Source organism: Gryllotalpicola daejeonensis (assembly GCF_039538145.1).
Taxonomy (GTDB): Bacteria; Actinomycetota; Actinomycetes; order Actinomycetales; family Microbacteriaceae; genus Gryllotalpicola; species Gryllotalpicola daejeonensis.
The window spans coordinates 1,485,648-1,500,098 of record NZ_BAABBV010000001.1; the positions used below are offsets into that span (position 1 = coordinate 1,485,648).

The 14,451-nt window shown below is 67.8% G+C and carries 16 protein-coding genes and 1 tRNA gene; 13 read left to right on the forward strand and 4 right to left on the reverse strand.

Going from position 1 to position 14,451, the window contains the following annotated elements:
• Window positions 1-113: 113 nt before the first annotated feature.
• Window positions 114-392, reverse strand: a complete 279-nt coding sequence (locus ABD736_RS07410; protein WP_344791103.1) for a hypothetical protein — start codon at window positions 390-392, stop codon at window positions 114-116.
• A 95-nt stretch (window positions 393-487) separates the two neighbouring features.
• Here ABD736_RS07410 and ABD736_RS07415 point away from each other — a divergent pair, with 95 nt between their 5' ends.
• From ABD736_RS07415 to pstB, 11 genes are all read left to right on the forward strand, one after another.
• A complete protein-coding gene (locus tag ABD736_RS07415; RefSeq protein WP_344791104.1) occupies window positions 488-1,153 on the forward strand; it encodes a winged helix-turn-helix transcriptional regulator in 666 nt (221 codons plus the stop codon).
• A complete protein-coding gene (mshD, locus tag ABD736_RS07420; protein WP_344791105.1) occupies window positions 1,150-1,986 on the forward strand; it encodes a mycothiol synthase in 837 nt (278 codons plus the stop codon). Before ABD736_RS07415 ends, mshD begins: the two co-directional genes overlap by 4 nt.
• A gap of 45 nt (window positions 1,987-2,031) precedes the next feature.
• Complete coding sequence (locus ABD736_RS07425; protein ID WP_344791106.1) at window positions 2,032-2,877, forward strand: ABC transporter substrate-binding protein; 846 nt, start codon at window positions 2,032-2,034, stop codon at window positions 2,875-2,877.
• On the forward strand, window positions 2,874-3,716 hold the full coding sequence (locus ABD736_RS07430; RefSeq protein ID WP_344791108.1) for an amino acid ABC transporter permease: 843 nt from the start codon (window positions 2,874-2,876) through the stop codon (window positions 3,714-3,716). The genes ABD736_RS07425 and ABD736_RS07430 overlap by 4 nt, the downstream gene beginning before the upstream one ends.
• Window positions 3,713-4,447, forward strand: a complete 735-nt coding sequence (locus ABD736_RS07435) for an amino acid ABC transporter ATP-binding protein (RefSeq protein WP_344791109.1) — start codon at window positions 3,713-3,715, stop codon at window positions 4,445-4,447. The genes ABD736_RS07430 and ABD736_RS07435 overlap by 4 nt, the downstream gene beginning before the upstream one ends.
• A 46-nt stretch (window positions 4,448-4,493) precedes the next feature.
• A complete protein-coding gene (locus tag ABD736_RS07440; protein WP_344791110.1) occupies window positions 4,494-6,668 on the forward strand; it encodes an RNA degradosome polyphosphate kinase in 2,175 nt (724 codons plus the stop codon).
• A complete protein-coding gene (locus ABD736_RS07445; RefSeq protein WP_344791111.1) occupies window positions 6,665-7,600 on the forward strand; it encodes an NUDIX hydrolase in 936 nt (311 codons plus the stop codon). Before ABD736_RS07440 ends, ABD736_RS07445 begins: the two co-directional genes overlap by 4 nt.
• 196 nt (window positions 7,601-7,796) lie before the next feature.
• Entirely contained in the window at window positions 7,797-8,933 is a 1,137-nt protein-coding gene (gene pstS, locus ABD736_RS07450; protein ID WP_344791112.1) for a phosphate ABC transporter substrate-binding protein PstS, read from the forward strand.
• Between the two features lie 104 nt (window positions 8,934-9,037).
• Window positions 9,038-10,153 (forward strand): phosphate ABC transporter permease subunit PstC, encoded by a 1,116-nt coding sequence (gene pstC, locus ABD736_RS07455; RefSeq protein WP_344791113.1) that lies wholly within the window; start codon window positions 9,038-9,040, stop codon window positions 10,151-10,153.
• Window positions 10,150-11,259, forward strand: coding sequence for a phosphate ABC transporter permease PstA (pstA, locus tag ABD736_RS07460; protein ID WP_344791114.1), 1,110 nt, complete (start codon window positions 10,150-10,152; stop codon window positions 11,257-11,259). The genes pstC and pstA overlap by 4 nt, the downstream gene beginning before the upstream one ends.
• Window positions 11,260-11,285: 26 nt before the next feature.
• Entirely contained in the window at window positions 11,286-12,065 is a 780-nt protein-coding gene (pstB, locus tag ABD736_RS07465) for a phosphate ABC transporter ATP-binding protein PstB (RefSeq protein ID WP_344791115.1), read from the forward strand.
• A gap of 172 nt (window positions 12,066-12,237) precedes the next feature.
• On the opposite strand, the gene ABD736_RS07470 is transcribed toward pstB, so the two are convergent.
• Window positions 12,238-13,158 (reverse strand): NAD-dependent epimerase/dehydratase family protein, encoded by a 921-nt coding sequence (locus tag ABD736_RS07470; RefSeq protein WP_344791116.1) that lies wholly within the window; start codon window positions 13,156-13,158, stop codon window positions 12,238-12,240.
• Between ABD736_RS07470 and ABD736_RS07475 the strand changes: the two genes are divergently transcribed.
• Both ABD736_RS07475 and ABD736_RS07480 read left to right on the forward strand, forming a co-directional pair.
• On the forward strand, window positions 13,145-13,633 hold the full coding sequence (locus ABD736_RS07475) for a MerR family transcriptional regulator (RefSeq protein ID WP_344791117.1): 489 nt from the start codon (window positions 13,145-13,147) through the stop codon (window positions 13,631-13,633). The two genes, ABD736_RS07470 and ABD736_RS07475, sit on opposite strands and share 14 nt — an antisense overlap.
• The gene (locus ABD736_RS07480) at window positions 13,630-13,983 is read left to right on the forward strand and encodes a DUF2200 domain-containing protein (RefSeq protein WP_344791118.1); all 354 of its coding nucleotides are present in this window, start codon (window positions 13,630-13,632) and stop codon (window positions 13,981-13,983) included. The genes ABD736_RS07475 and ABD736_RS07480 overlap by 4 nt, the downstream gene beginning before the upstream one ends.
• 101 nt (window positions 13,984-14,084) lie before the next feature.
• On the opposite strand, the gene ABD736_RS07485 is transcribed toward ABD736_RS07480, so the two are convergent.
• Both ABD736_RS07485 and ABD736_RS07490 read right to left on the reverse strand, forming a co-directional pair.
• Window positions 14,085-14,157: transfer RNA gene (locus ABD736_RS07485), tRNA-Lys, on the reverse strand.
• A 77-nt stretch (window positions 14,158-14,234) separates the two neighbouring features.
• Window positions 14,235-14,399, reverse strand: a complete 165-nt coding sequence (locus ABD736_RS07490) for a hypothetical protein (RefSeq protein ID WP_344791119.1) — start codon at window positions 14,397-14,399, stop codon at window positions 14,235-14,237.
• Between the last annotated feature and the right edge of the window lie 52 nt (window positions 14,400-14,451).

The window sequence follows — 14,451 nt, forward strand, 5'->3', positions numbered from 1 at the left end:
GGCCGCGGAAGAGGTTGTAGACCACGAGCACCGCGGTGCCCGCGATCGCCAGCCCGGCGAGGCCAAGCAGAGCGATGAACACGAGTTCCAGCGTGACAAGCATGTTCTTGAGCCTAATGCAGGAGGTAGATGATGCCCGTTGCGACAGCCAGGATCACGAGGGCCCCGCTCACCGACGAGGCGAGCCTCGTGACGAATCCGCGCTTCTCGCGCGTCGCGAGCTGGATGCAGAGCGCGATCACGACGGATGCCGCAAGCGACAGGCTCAGCCACGCGCCGTCGCGGTCGGCGTGCGAGAAGATGGCGATCAGCACCGCCGCGACCAGCGCGAACGCCCAGACCGCCGACACCGTGCCCTTCGCCGCGCCCCTGGGCAGGGGATCCGTCGTCATGGCTCCATTGTGCCCGCCGGTGCACAGGCGGTGGGAAATCCGGCGGCCGTGCGTCGGATAGGATGCCGAATCAACGGAACGGTCATGGAGGTCGTATGGCGCAGCTGCTGATCCTGACATCCGCCCAGGATCAGGACGTGCTGCCGGCCTTGGGCCTGCTGAACCATCGCGCGCGCGTGCTGCCCGCCGAGGCGGCCTCTCTGGTCAACGCACCGAGCTGCGACGCGATCTTCATCGACGCACGGCGCGATCTGGTCGGCGCGAAGGCCCTGTGCAAGATCCTCTCGACGACCGGCTCGCCGTCGCCCGTGCTGCTCGTGCTCACCGAGGGTGGCCTGCCCGCGGTGAACGCCGACTGGGGCGTCGCCGACGTCGTGCTCGCCGAGGCCGGCCCGGCCGAGGTCGACGCCCGCATCCGCCTCGCGCTCGACCGTCGCTCGGCAGACTCCGCGTCGAGCAAGATCCAGACCTCGGGCGTCACGATCGACGAGGCATCGTATTCCGCGAAGGTCCACGGCCGCCCGCTCGACCTCACCTTCAAAGAGTTCGAGCTGCTGCGCTTCCTCGCCACGCACCCGAGCCGCGTCTTCACCCGCGAGCAGCTGCTCTCTGAGGTGTGGGGCTACGACTACTTCGGCGGCACCCGCACGGTCGACGTGCACGTGCGGCGCCTGCGCGCGAAGCTCGGCGACAGCGAGTCGCTGATCGGCACCGTGCGCAACGTGGGCTACCGCTTCAACGTCTTCGAAGACGGGCAGTGACCGCGAGCTCGGTCGAGCTGATCGAGACGGATGCCTCTGCCGCACCCGCCCTGCTCGCACCGTTCGACGAGCAGACCTCGTTCGACGTCGGGTCGGGGCGACGCACTCTCTTCGCGGTGCGCAGAACTCAGGGGCGCGCCGTCGTCGGCAGCGCAGTACTGGGCGACGACGCCCTCGATCTGCACATCGCGCCTGAGTTTCGCGCGCAGGGGTCAGGCGGCGCCGCCGCCGCGCAGCTGCTCGAGCGCGCGGGCGACGGCCCGCTGACCGCCTGGTCGCACGAAGACCACCCCGCCGCGCGGGCCCTCGCGGCGCGCTTCGGCTTCGAACGGGTCCGCACGCTGCTGCTGCTTCGGCTGTCACCGCTTCCCGAACAGCCCGGCGGGGACCGGTTCGGCACCTTCCGCCCCGGCGCAGACGAGGCCGAGTGGCTCGCCCTCAACGCCCGCGTCTTCGCCTGGCACCCCGAGCAGGGTGCGGTGAGCGCGGACGACCTTGCCCAGCGCATGGCCGAGCCCTGGTTCGACGCGGACGACTTCCTGGTCGCGCGCGACGAGGAAGGCGCGATGACCGGCTACTGCTGGCTCAAGATCGAGCAGGGGCAGAGCACGGGCGAGATCTACGTCATCGGGGTGGCGCCCGAGGCATCCGGCCAGGGCCTCGGCCGCGCGCTCATGAGCGCGGCGCTCACCCGTCTCAGCCAGCGCGGCTGCACCGCGGCCGAGCTTTACGTCGAGTCGGACAACACGGCGGCCGTCCGCCTCTATCGCGGGCTCGGCTTCAGCGACGCGCAGGTGCACGTGCAGTATGCGCGGCGAGCCGTAACGGGATGACCGACGGATTCGGCGCGGAAGCCGCGGCGCGGCATCCTTGACTCCATGCCCGCACGCACCCGAATCGCCGCCGTCGCCCTCGCCGCCGCAGCAGCCCTCGCTCTCACCGCCTGTTCGGCAGGCGGCTCGAACAGCTCGTCATCCGCCGACTCGGCGGGCTACGTCACCAAGGGCAAGCTGACCATTGCGACCTCGCAGCCGGCGTACGCCCCGTGGGTCGACGACAACAAGCCGCAGTCAGGCAAGGGGTTCGAGGCGGCCGTCGCGTACGCCGTCGCCGACAAGCTCGGCTTCTCGAAGTCCGACGTCGTGTGGGTGCGCGACGACTTCGACAAGTCGATCGCGCCCGGGCCGAAGGACTTCGATCTCAACCTGCAGCAGTTCTCGATCACCGCGGCGCGCAAGAAGGCGGTGGACTTCTCGAGCCCGTACTACACGACGAGCCAGGTCGTGATCACGTCGGGCTCGAGCAAGGCCGCGGATGCCGCGAGCCTCGCCGACCTCAAGGGAGATCTCATCGGCGCCATGACCGGCACGACGAGCTACACGGAGGCCGTGGCCGACATCAAGCCGACGCAGCAGGTGCAGGCGTTCAACAGCAACGACGACGCCGTCGCCGCACTCAAGGCAGGTCAGGTCGACGCCATCGTGGTCGACCTGCCGACCGGCTTCTACGTGACGAGCGCCGAGCTCGACGACGGCAAGATCATCGGTCAACTTCCGGCCGTGAAGGGCGCGACCGGCGACCAGTTCGGCATCGTGCTGCCCAAGGGCAGCTCGCTGACGAAGAAGGTCAGCGCCGCCGTCGACGCCCTGCGCAAAGACGGCACGCTCGACAAGCTCCAGCAGGAGTGGTTGAACAGCCAGGGCAACGCGCCGCTGCTCAAGTGAGCGCCCCCTCTGCCCTCGAGCTCGAGCGCCGCGCGTTCCGCGCCAGGCGCTCTCGACGGTCGATCTGGATCAGCATCGCGTCGACCCTGGTCTTCGCGGCCCTCGTCTGGGTCGGCGTCGTCAGTGCCCCCGGCTGGCACGCCGTGCAGCAGTCGTTCTTCGACCCCGGGCAGGCGTGGCAGTCGCTGCCCAGCATCCTCGCCGGCCTCTGGCTGAACATCCGCGTGCTGTTCGCGAGCGCAGTCTGCGTGCTCGTGCTCAGCGTGCTGCTCGCCGCGCTGCGCTCGCTGCGCGGCGCCGTGTTCTTCCCGCTGCGGGCGGCGGTGGCGCTCTACACGGACCTGTTCCGCGGGCTGCCGCTGCTCATCGTGCTGTACCTCGTCGGCTTCGGCATCCCTGCGCTCGGATTCTTCCCGCGCATGCCCGCAGGATTCTGGGGCACGGCGGCGCTCGTCATCACCTACACGGCGTATGTGAGCGAGGTCTTCCGCGCGGGCATCGACGCCGTCCATCCGTCACAGCGCCTCGCGGCACGCGCCCTCGGCCTCGGCTACTGGCAGAGCCTGCGGCTGGTCGTGCTGCCGCAGGCCCTGCGGAAGGTCACGCCTGCGCTCATGAACGACTTCGTCTCACTGCAGAAGGATGTCGGGCTGATCTCCGTGCTCGGCGCGGTCGACGCCGTGCGGGCAGCGCAGATCCAGGTATCGCTCGCTTACAACTTCACGCCGTATCTGGTGTCCGGCCTGTGCTTCGTCGTGCTGGCCGTGCCGATGATCCGCCTCACGGACTGGTACTCGGCGCGCCTCGCCCGCCGCGAGCAGATCGGCAGTGTCGTATGAGCGCGCTGCTGCAGCTCACCGGCATCCGCAAGTCATTCGGCGACCACGAGGTGCTCGCCGGCATCGACCTCGACGTGTCTGCGCACGAAGTCGTGGCGCTCGTCGGCGCCAGCGGCTCGGGCAAGTCGACGCTGCTGCGCTGCATCAACCTGCTCGAGCGCATCGACGACGGGCGCATCGTGCTCGACGGCGAAGACATCAGCGACCCGCGCGTCGACGCCGACCGCGTGCGGGCGCGCATCGGCGTCGTCTTCCAGCAGTACAACCTCTTCCCGCACCTGCGGGTGATCGACAACGTCACGCTGGCCGCGCGGTACGTGCATGGATTCTCGAAAGCGGATGCCACCGCGAAGGGGCTCGAGCTGCTCGAGCGCATCGGACTGGGGCGGAAGGCGCACGAGTACCCCGACCGGCTCTCCGGCGGCCAGCAGCAGCGCGTCGCGATCGTGCGCTCGCTCGTCACCGACCCGGCGCTGCTGCTGCTCGACGAGATCACCAGCGCTCTGGACCCCGAGCTCGTGGGCGAGGTGCTCGACCTGGTCGGGTCACTGCGAGCGCAGGGAACCACGATCCTGATGGCGACCCACGAGATGGCGTTCGCGCGCGAGATCGCCGACCGCGTGGTGTTCCTCGACGCGGGCGAGATCATCGAGGCGGCCGCCCCAGAGGCGTTCTTCGACCACCCGCAGCACGAGCGCACGCAGCGCTTCCTCGCGCGGTTGCGCCGCTGAGGCATCCGTTCACCCCGCGTTAGCGGCTGGTGTAAAGATAGGGCGCATGGATGGCGAGAACACCCTGGTCGAGGACACGCTCAGCGGCGACAGCCTGGACGACGACTTCGAGCCGTGGAACCGCGACTCAGACCCCTCGCTTCCCGTCGATCGGTACATCGACCGCGAGCTGAGCTGGCTCGCCTTCAACCAGCGCGTGCTCGAGCTCGCCGAGGACCCGAAGCTGCCGCTGCTCGAGCGCACGAACTTCCTCGCGATCTTCGCCAACAACCTCGATGAGTTCTTCATGGTGCGCGTCGCCGGCCTGAAGCGGCGCATCATGACCGGGTTGGCCGTGCCGACGAATACGGGCAAGGCACCCGCCGATGTGCTGGCGGATGTCTCGGCCAAGGCCCATGAACTGCAGCTGCGCCACGCCCGAGCCTTCCAAGAGATCGGGGCGGCGCTACGCGAGAAGGGCATCACCCTCGCCTCGTGGGACGAGCTCACCGAAGAGGAGCGCGCCCCGCTGCGCGAGGTCTACCAGAAGCAGATTTTCGCGGTGCTCATGCCGCTGGCTGTCGACCCTGCGCACCCGTTCCCCTACATCTCGGGGCTCTCGCTCAACCTCGCCGTGCGCGTGCGCAACACCAAGACGAAGAAGGAGCAGTTCGCCCGCCTCAAAGTGCCGACCGTACTGCCGCGATTCATCCGCATCGACGGCGGCGGCTCTGACAAGGTGCGCTACATCCTGCTCGAGGATCTGATCGCGAATCAGCTCGACGAGCTCTTCGCCGGCATGGAGGTCGTCGAGCACCACATCTTCCGCGTCACCCGCAACGAAGACGTCGAGATCGACGAGGACGAGACAGAGAACCTGATCCAGGCGCTCGAGAAGGAGCTGCTGCGGCGGCGCTTCGGGCCGCCGATCCGCCTCGAGGTCACCGAGGACATGGACCCCGTGACCCTCGACCTGCTCGTGCGCGAGCTGGACATCACCGAGCAGGAGATCTACCGGCTGCCCGGGCCGCTCGATCTGCGCGCCCTCTTCGACCTCGGCCGCATCGACCGCCCAGAGCTCAAGTACCCGCCGCACGTTCCCGTGACGGCCGCAGCACTGCAGCCGAGCGAGCCGAACGCCAAGGCCGACATCTTCGCGGTGCTGCGCCGGCAGGACGTGCTGGTGCACCACCCGTACGAGTCCTTCGCGACGAGCGTGCAGTCCTTCCTCGAGCAGGCGGCGCGCGACCCCAATGTGCTCGCCATCAAGCAGACGCTGTACCGCACGAGCGGCGACAGCCCGATCGTCGAGGCGCTCATCGACGCCGCAGAGGCCGGCAAGCAGGTGCTCGCGCTCGTCGAGATCAAGGCGCGCTTCGACGAGCAGAACAACATCGAGTGGGCCCGCAAGCTCGAGAAGGCCGGCGTGCACGTCGTCTACGGCCTGGTCGGCCTCAAGACGCACTGCAAGCTCGCGCTCGTGATCCGCCAGGAGGGCGGCCAGCTCAAGCACTACAGCCACGTCGGCACCGGCAACTACAACCCCAAGACCAGCCGCATCTACGAGGACCTCGGCCTCTTCACGTCGGACGATCAGGTCGGCAAGGATCTGACGCGCCTGTTCAACGAGCTGTCGGGCTACGCCATTGAGAAAAAATTCAAGCGCCTGCTGGTCGCGCCGCTGCACCTGCGCAAGGGGCTGCTGAAGGCCATCGCGCAGGAGACCAAGAACGCGCAGGCCGGCAAACCCGCAGGCATCCGCATCAAGGTCAACTCGATGGTGGACGAGGCGATCATCGACGCGCTCTATCAGGCGAGCCGGGCCGGTGTCCCCGTCGACATCTGGGTGCGCGGAATCTGCGGCCTGAAGCCGGGGCAAGAGGGCTACAGCGAGAACATCCGGGTGCGCTCGATCCTCGGCCGCTATCTCGAGCATTCGCGCATCTTCAGCTTCGTGAACAACGGCGATCCGCTCGTCTACATCGGCAGCGCCGACATGATGCACCGCAACCTCGACCGGCGCATCGAGGCCCTCGTGCGCCTCACGAGGCCCGAGCACATCAACGAGCTGGGCGCGATGTTCGACCTGGCAATGAGCGACGAGACGTCGTCGTGGTCGCTCGAGTCCGACGGCTCGTGGGCCCGCCACTCGGTCGATGAATCGGGGGCGCCGCTGGTCGACCTGCAGAACCGGCTGATGTACCAGATCTCGCACCGCCCGCGTGCGGCCGTGCGCCTGTGACGGACGGGCCCGTTGTCGCCGCCGGGGCGGTGTGCTGGCGAGTGGTGGACGGCGACGTCCGCGTGCTCGTCATCCATCGCCCCCGCTACGACGACCTGACGCTGCCCAAGGGCAAGGTCGACCCGGGCGAGACCCTGCCGCAGACGGCCGTGCGGGAGGTGCGGGAAGAGACCGGGCTCGCGATCACGCTCGGCATGCCGCTGTCGCAGACGCACTACACGATCGCGAGCGGGCGCGAGAAGGTCGTGCACTACTGGACGGCCGAGGTGACGGATGCCGAAGCGAAGGCGTCTCGCTTCAAGCCGAACGCCGAGGTCGACGCGGTGCACTGGATGCCTCTCGCCAAAGCGAAGGTGGCGCTGAGCTACGAGCACGACATCCGCCTGCTCGAGGAGTTCGCGGCGCTGCACGAGCAGGCCGGCGGCTCGACCTTCGGCATCATCGTGCTTCGCCACGCCAAGGCGCTCGCGCGCACCGAGTGGGAGGGGCCGGACGACAAACGGCCGCTCGCCTCGCGCGGCGTGCTGCAGGCCGAGCACATCGTTCCCACCATTCGCGCGTGGCATCCGCGCCGCATCATCACCTCGCCTGCTGTGCGCTGTGCGTCAACGGTCCGCCCGCTCGCGCGGACGCTGGACCGCAAGGTCCGCCACGAGCCGGGGATCAGTCAGGATGCCTGGGACGACGGTGCTGCGCAGGTGCCCGAGGTCGTCGCCAAGCGGCTCGTCTCGGGGAAGACCGCGGTGCTGTGCAGCCACCGGCCGGTGCTGCCCGACATTCTGCGTGAATTCGCGCTCGCCACGGGCACCCCGATGAGCTGGCAGCTGCGCGAGGCGGCCGTGCTCGAGCCCGCCGCGTTCACGATCATCCACCTCTCGCGGCTGCACCCGACGGCGGGCATCCTGGCGCTGGAGACGCACAATCCGATCTAGCGTATTGGCGGCCCAGGCGAGTGCCGGTCGGATACCGCCCCGTTTGAGCCTCGTTCACCCCTCGTTTACCAGCGCGGCAGAGTCTGGTCAGACGCCCCCCTTAGCGTCGCCAACGGGTCAGCACCGACCTATGTCTCGCGCGCACCCGAAGTCTTCACGCTGTGCGGGGCGAAAAAATCATTCCGAAGGGAACACAGTGAAGCTCAAGAACGTGGCGGCTGCGGGCGCTCTCGCCCTTGCGACCGCTCTCGCGCTCTCGGCCTGCGGCGGCAACAGCGACACCGGCAGCGGCTCGAAGGACACGAAGTCGCCGGCCGCGACCACCGCGACCGTCGACTCGTCGCTCACCGGCCAGATCACGGCGGGCGGCTCCTCCGCCCAGGCCAACGCGCAGCAGGCCTGGACCACCGCGTTCACCGCGCAGGCGACCGGCGTCAAGATCAACTACGACAAGTCGCAGGGCTCCGGCGGCGGTCGCACCAACTGGCTCGGCGGCAGCTACGACTTCGCCGGCACGGACTCGGCTCTGTCCTCTGACGAGTTCACCAAGGCGAAGACCACCTGCGGCCCCGACGGCGGCCTCAACATCCCCGTGTACCTCTCGGGCGTCTCGGTCATCTTCAACGTGCAGGGTGTCGACAAGCTCAACCTGAGCGCCTCGGTGATCGCGAAGATCTTCTCGGGCAAGATCACCACCTGGAACGACCCGGCCATCGCGGCGCTGAACAGCGGCGTCACGCTGCCGAGCGCCAAGATCGCCTCGGTCCACCGCGCCGACGGCTCGGGCACGACCAACAACTTCACCGACTACCTGCACCAGGTCGCGCCGAGCGACTGGACCAACGAGCCCAGCAACAACTGGCCGTTCGCCCAGGTCGGCTCCGGCCAGCAGGGCGGCTCGGGCGTCGTGACCGCGGTCGCGCAGACCGCCAACTCGATCGGTTACGCCGACCAGAGCTCGATCAACGGCGCGCACCAGGCCTCGATCCAGGCCGGCACCTCGGGCAGCGACTTCGTCGCCTACTCGGCCGACGGGGCGACCAAGGCGTTCGACGAGGCCGCTCAGGACGCCGCGCAGGGCGATGGTGACCTCACCAAGAAGCTCGACTACACCAAGATCACCGGCACCGACGCGTACCCGATCCCGCTGCTCTCCTACGACGTCGTGTGCAAGACGTTCAAGGACTCGACCCAGGGCAAGCTGACCGCCGCCTACCTCGGCTACATCGGCAGCTCGCAGGGCCAGCAGATCGCCGCCAAGAACGCCGGCGCCGCTCCGCTGCCCGACAGCGTCGTGAGCGAGATCGCCAAGACGGTCGCTCTGATCAAGTAAGACCGCACCACCTTCGCGACGGTCGGGCTATCACCAGGTAGCCCGACCGTCGCACAATAAAGCGTCACCCCCTCCCCCACCCGACGAGGAACGAGAAGCACCACGTGACTGAGTCCTCACTGGCCGCCCCGCGCCGAATCACCGCGAAGGCACGGCCCAGCGATCGCATCTTCAAGTTCTTGAGCACCGGCTCTGCGACGCTCATCCTCGTGATCCTCGCCGGGGTCGCGCTCTTCCTCATCGTGAAGGCGGCGCCGGCGATCGCCGCCGACTGGACCAAGGGCGACCTGGCGGGCGGCACGACCGCCCACCACACGAGCTTCCTCAGCTACACCGCCCCGCTCATCTGGGGCACGCTGTGGTCGTCGATCATCGCGCTCATCATGGGCGCGCCGGTGGCCATCGGCATCGCGCTCTTCATCTCGCACTACGCGCCGCGGCGCTTCGCAGGAATCCTCGCCTATCTGGTCGACCTGCTCGCCGCCGTCCCGTCCATCATCTTCGGCCTCTGGGGCATCTTCACGATCCGCCCCTTCCTGCTGCCCTTCCAGCACTGGCTCAACGCCCATGCCGGCTGGTTCCCGCTCTTCGGCGGCCAGGCGAGCCAGAGCGGATCGACCATGTTCGCCGCGGGCGTCGTGCTCGCCGTCATGATCCTGCCGATCATCACCTCGATCACCCGCGAGATCTTCCTGCAGACGCCGCGCCTGCACGAAGAGGCAGCGCTGGCGCTCGGCGCCACCAAGTGGGAGACCGTGCGGCTCGCCGTCTTCCCCTACGCCCGCAGCGGCATGCTCAGCGCCATCCTGCTCGGCCTGGGCCGCGCCCTCGGCGAGACGATGGCCGTCGCGATGATCCTGTCGCCGTCGCTCGTCTTCTCGCTGCGCCTCTTCACGGACAACCAGAACTCACAGACGATCGCCGCGAACATCGCGCTGAACTTCCCCGAGTCCAACGAGCTTCAGCGCGAGGCGCTCATCGGCACCGGTCTCGCGCTGTTCGTCATCTCGCTCGTCGTGAACTTCGCCGCCCGCTTCATCATCGGCCGCACCGGCCGTTCGAGCGGCGGCAAGAAGGCCAAGAGCCTTCCTCCGACGAACCCCTCGACGATCCTTGCGCTGGACGACGCAGAGAGCCCGCTCGAGGCGCTTCACCCGCACGCATCCTCGGCCCATCCTGAAGGCGTGAAGCCCAGCCAACCCGAAGGACCCCGTTCATGAGCGCCACCGCCATCCCCAACGCGCCCGCTCCCCAGCGCCAGATCGACAACGCGCTGACCAGCGGCCAGCTGCCCCGCTTCTTCGAGGTCTGGGCACTGATCGGCTCCCTCGTCGTCAGCGGGGTGCTGTTCGCGGTCGTCGGCTTCAGTGTCGTCGGGTGGATCGTCGTCGCGGCGATCGTGTACCTGCTGATCGTCGGAGTCATCTCGTCGATCGTCGAGAACCGACGCAAGGCGGTCGACCGCCTGGTGCGCGGCGTCGTGGTGATCATGTTCCTGCTCGCGCTCGCGCCACTGCTGTCGACGCTGATCGACGTCATCGCGCGCGGCGCCGGCGACGCGTTCGACCCGAACTTCGCGTTCAAGGTCGGCGGTAGCCACTTCGACCCGGTCTCGCTCAAGGTGACGACCACGATCGGCGCCTGGCAGTCGGTCGTCGGCACCCTCATCATCACGGGCATCGCGACCGTCATCAGCGTCCCGATCGGCATCCTGACGGCGATCTACCTCGTCGAGTACGGCCGCCCCAACTCGACCATGAACCGCGCGGTCACCTTCCTCGTCGACGTCATGACGGGCATCCCGTCGATCGTCGCCGGTCTGTTCGCGTTCTCGCTGTTCACCCTGATCATCGGGCCGAAGGCGTTCAGCGGCTTCTCGGCGGCGATCGCGCTGTGCGTGCTCATGATCCCGATCGTCGTGCGCTCCAGCGAAGAGATGCTCAAGCTCGTGCCGCTCGATCTGCGCGAGGCATCCTATGCACTCGGCGTCACCAAGTTCGTGACGATCACGCGCATCGTTCTGCCGACGGCAATCTCGGGCCTCATCACGGGCGTCATGATCGCCATCGCGCGCGTGATCGGTGAGACCGCCCCGATCTTCATCGCGGCGTCGTTCACGAACAACTTCAACGCCGACCCGTTCCGCAACGCGATGTCGACGCTGCCGGTCATGGCGTACACGGGTTACAAGTTCCCGAGCACCGACGTCGCCGGCTCCGTCGCCTCCGCATGGGGCGCGGCGCTGCTGCTCGTGATCCTCGTGGTCATCCTCAATCTCATCGCCCGAATCGTCGCGCGCGTCTTCGCCCCCAAGGGCCTGCGCTAGCCACCCGAGAAACGAAACGGATACCTGTGTCAAAGCGCATCGAGGTCAACAACCTCAACGTCTACTACGACAAGTTCCTCGCCGTCGAAGGCGTCTCGATCAACATCGAGCCCCGCACCGTGACCGCCTTCATCGGCCCTTCCGGCTGCGGAAAGTCGACCTTCCTGCGCACGCTGAACCGCATGCACGAGGTCATTCCGGGCGCGAGCGTCAAGGGCGAGGTGCTGATCGACGGCAACGACCTCTACGGCCCCGGCGTCGACCCGGTGCTCGTTCGGCGCCAGGTGGGCATGGTGTTCCAGCGCGCGAACCCGTTCCCCACGATGTCGATCCGCGAGAACGTGCTCGCGGGCGTCCGCCTCAACAACGCCCGCATCACGAAGAGCGATGCCGACGACCTCGTCGAATCGTCGCTGCGTGGTGCGAACCTCTGGGAAGAGGTCAAGGACCGCCTCAACCTGCCTGGCTCGGGCCTTTCGGGCGGCCAGCAGCAGCGCCTGTGCATCGCCCGCGCCATCGCGGTGAAGCCCGACGTGCTGCTGATGGACGAGCCGTGCTCGGCGCTCGACCCGATTTCGACGCTCGCCATCGAGGACCTCATCGAGGATCTGAAGAAGGAGTACACGATCGTGATCGTGACTCACAACATGCAGCAGGCGACCCGCGTGAGCGACAAGACCGCGTTCTTCAACATCGCCGGTACGGGCAAGCCCGGCCACCTCATCGAGTACGACGACACCCAGACCATCTTCTCGACGCCGAAGGTCAAGGCGACGGAGGATTACGTCTCCGGCCGCTTCGGATAAATCCGCAGCGCCTCAACGTCCGGTCCGCATCTGCTGACCGCGAACACCCCCGGGAAGACCCCGGGGGTGTTCTTCGTTACACTGGGATGGCCGGGCCGCAGTAACCCCGGGCTCCAAATTTCGCCGCTACGAGCGGCCTCGCGCCGAGAGGCGTTCTGCGGCCCGGTTATTTTTATGCGCCGGCGGATGCCTGAACCCCACGGACCGCAGAGCGGTAGCTCCCCGCCCGCACGTCATCGATCAGGGGCACTGCGGCCGGTGCCCAGGCGAAGGTGCGCCGCGCTTTGTCGGCGCTCGTGCGACTTGTCGAGGCCAGCACGTGTGCGAACGGGCCGAGCTGATGCTGCGCCGCCTCGAACGGGATCGAGAGGGCCTGCGCGCCCGTGAGATCGGCGATCGCCTCGGCGAGCTCGCGGAAGCTGAACGGATGGTCGCCCACCGCGTTGTACACGCCGGCCACCGGCGCGGCGAGCGCCGCGAGGTACAGCGCGGCCAGGTCGTCGACGTGAATCGGATGCCACGTGTTCGCGCCGTCGTCGATGTAGGTGGCGACGTCGTGCTGCTCGGCGCTGCCGATCAGCCCCGTGATGAGGCCGGAGCCGCCCCGGCCGTAGACGAGACCGGCGCGCACGATGATCGGCGTGATTCCCGGCGCGTTCAAGACGAGGCGCTCAGCGGCCGCCTTGACCGGCTGGGCGCTCACCTCAGGCAGTTCGGCGTCCTCGTCGGTGCTGCGCGCCGGGTCGAAGCCGTAGACGAGGCCGGTGCTCGTGTAGACGACCGGTTTCGAGGCATCCGCCGCCCCTGCACCGTGAACCAGCGCCGTGACGGCCGCGAGCTCCGTGGCGTTCGCCTCATCGCTCATCGAGTAGTCGACGGCCGCGTGGATCACCGCGTCGGCGGATTCCGCCGAGGTGCGCAGCAGCGCGGCATCCGCCAGCTGTCCGCGAACAGGCCTCGCCCCGGTCGCCGCGAGTCGTGCGGCGCTCGCCTCTGAGCGCGCGAGAGCGCTCACCTCGTATCCAGCGGCGATCAGCCGCTCGACCAGCACCGACCCGACGTAACCGGATCCCCCGGTGATGAAAACCTTCATTGCGTTCCTCTCGCTTGGGCGGCGCTACCGCCGCGGAACGACGGTAAACTCTGACATCAATGTCAAGGTCAAGCCGGGTGGCTGGGTGCGCATGAGAATCGGCGAGCTGAGCGAGCGGACGGGTGCGAGTGCGCGCTCGATCCGGTACTACGAGCAGATCGGCCTGCTGCGGTCGATGCGGCTGGGCAACGGCTACCGCGAGTTCGACGAGTCCGCGGTGAAGACCGTCGACACGATCAAGACGCTGCTCGAGCTCGGGTTCCCGACCGAGCTGATCCAGCGCGTGCTGCCGTGCACGGGCGAGGCCGGGCCGATCGGTCAGGACTGCGGAGTGCTGATGCAGCGCGTCGCCGAGATCCGAGACGAGATGGATGCCAAGGCGAGCCGGCTCATCGACACCCGCGACGCGCTCACGAGCTTCCTGGCGCAGGCAGAGCGCGAGGCCGAGGGCGCCGTTGAACTGGGGGCGGCATGACCGGGCATCGCATCTTCGGGCTGGAGTTCGGGAAGCTTTACCCCCTCTACGTCGAGAAGGTCGAGAGGAAAGGTCACACGACCGCCGAGCTCGACCAGGTGATCCAGTGGCTCACCGGCTACGACGCGGCCGGGCTCGAGCGCGCTCGATCAGACGGCACGGATCTCGAGGAGTTCTTCGCCGCGGCGCCCGAGCTCAACCCGAACGCCTCTCTCATCACGGGCGTCATCTGCGGCGTGCGCGTCGAAGACATCGAGGATCCGCTGATGCAGAAGATCCGCTATCTCGACAAGCTCGTCGACGAGCTTGCCCGTGGAAAGAAGATGGCGTCGATTCTGCGAAGTCCGTAGGCCGCCGCCGGCCCGGGACGCCTGACCGAGACGTGCTGAAAAGGCGAAATCGACCGTAGAGAACGCCATTTCGGCACTGCTCGGCGCAATGCTTCGATCGGTGCCCCCGGCGAGGCTCGAACTCGCGACCCGCGGATTAAAAGTCCGATGCTCTACCGACTGAGCTACAGGGGCGTTGAGACAAGCGTAATGGAGTCGGACACGGAAACCGCCCGGCACCCTTTCGGGCACCGGGCGGGAATCCATGCGTGTCAGACTCGGTTGCGTCCACCGATGGCGCGCACGATCCAGACGATGATGGCGAACAGCGCAAGCACGATTCCGACCCAGAGCAGCCAGTGCGCAGCAGCAACAAATCCGCCGGTCAGCAGCAGAATAACCGCGATGACGGCAACAATGATCAGCAAAATGTTCATGCACTCAAGGTGCCCGGACACGCATTGCGACAAAACCCCCTTGACACCCCGG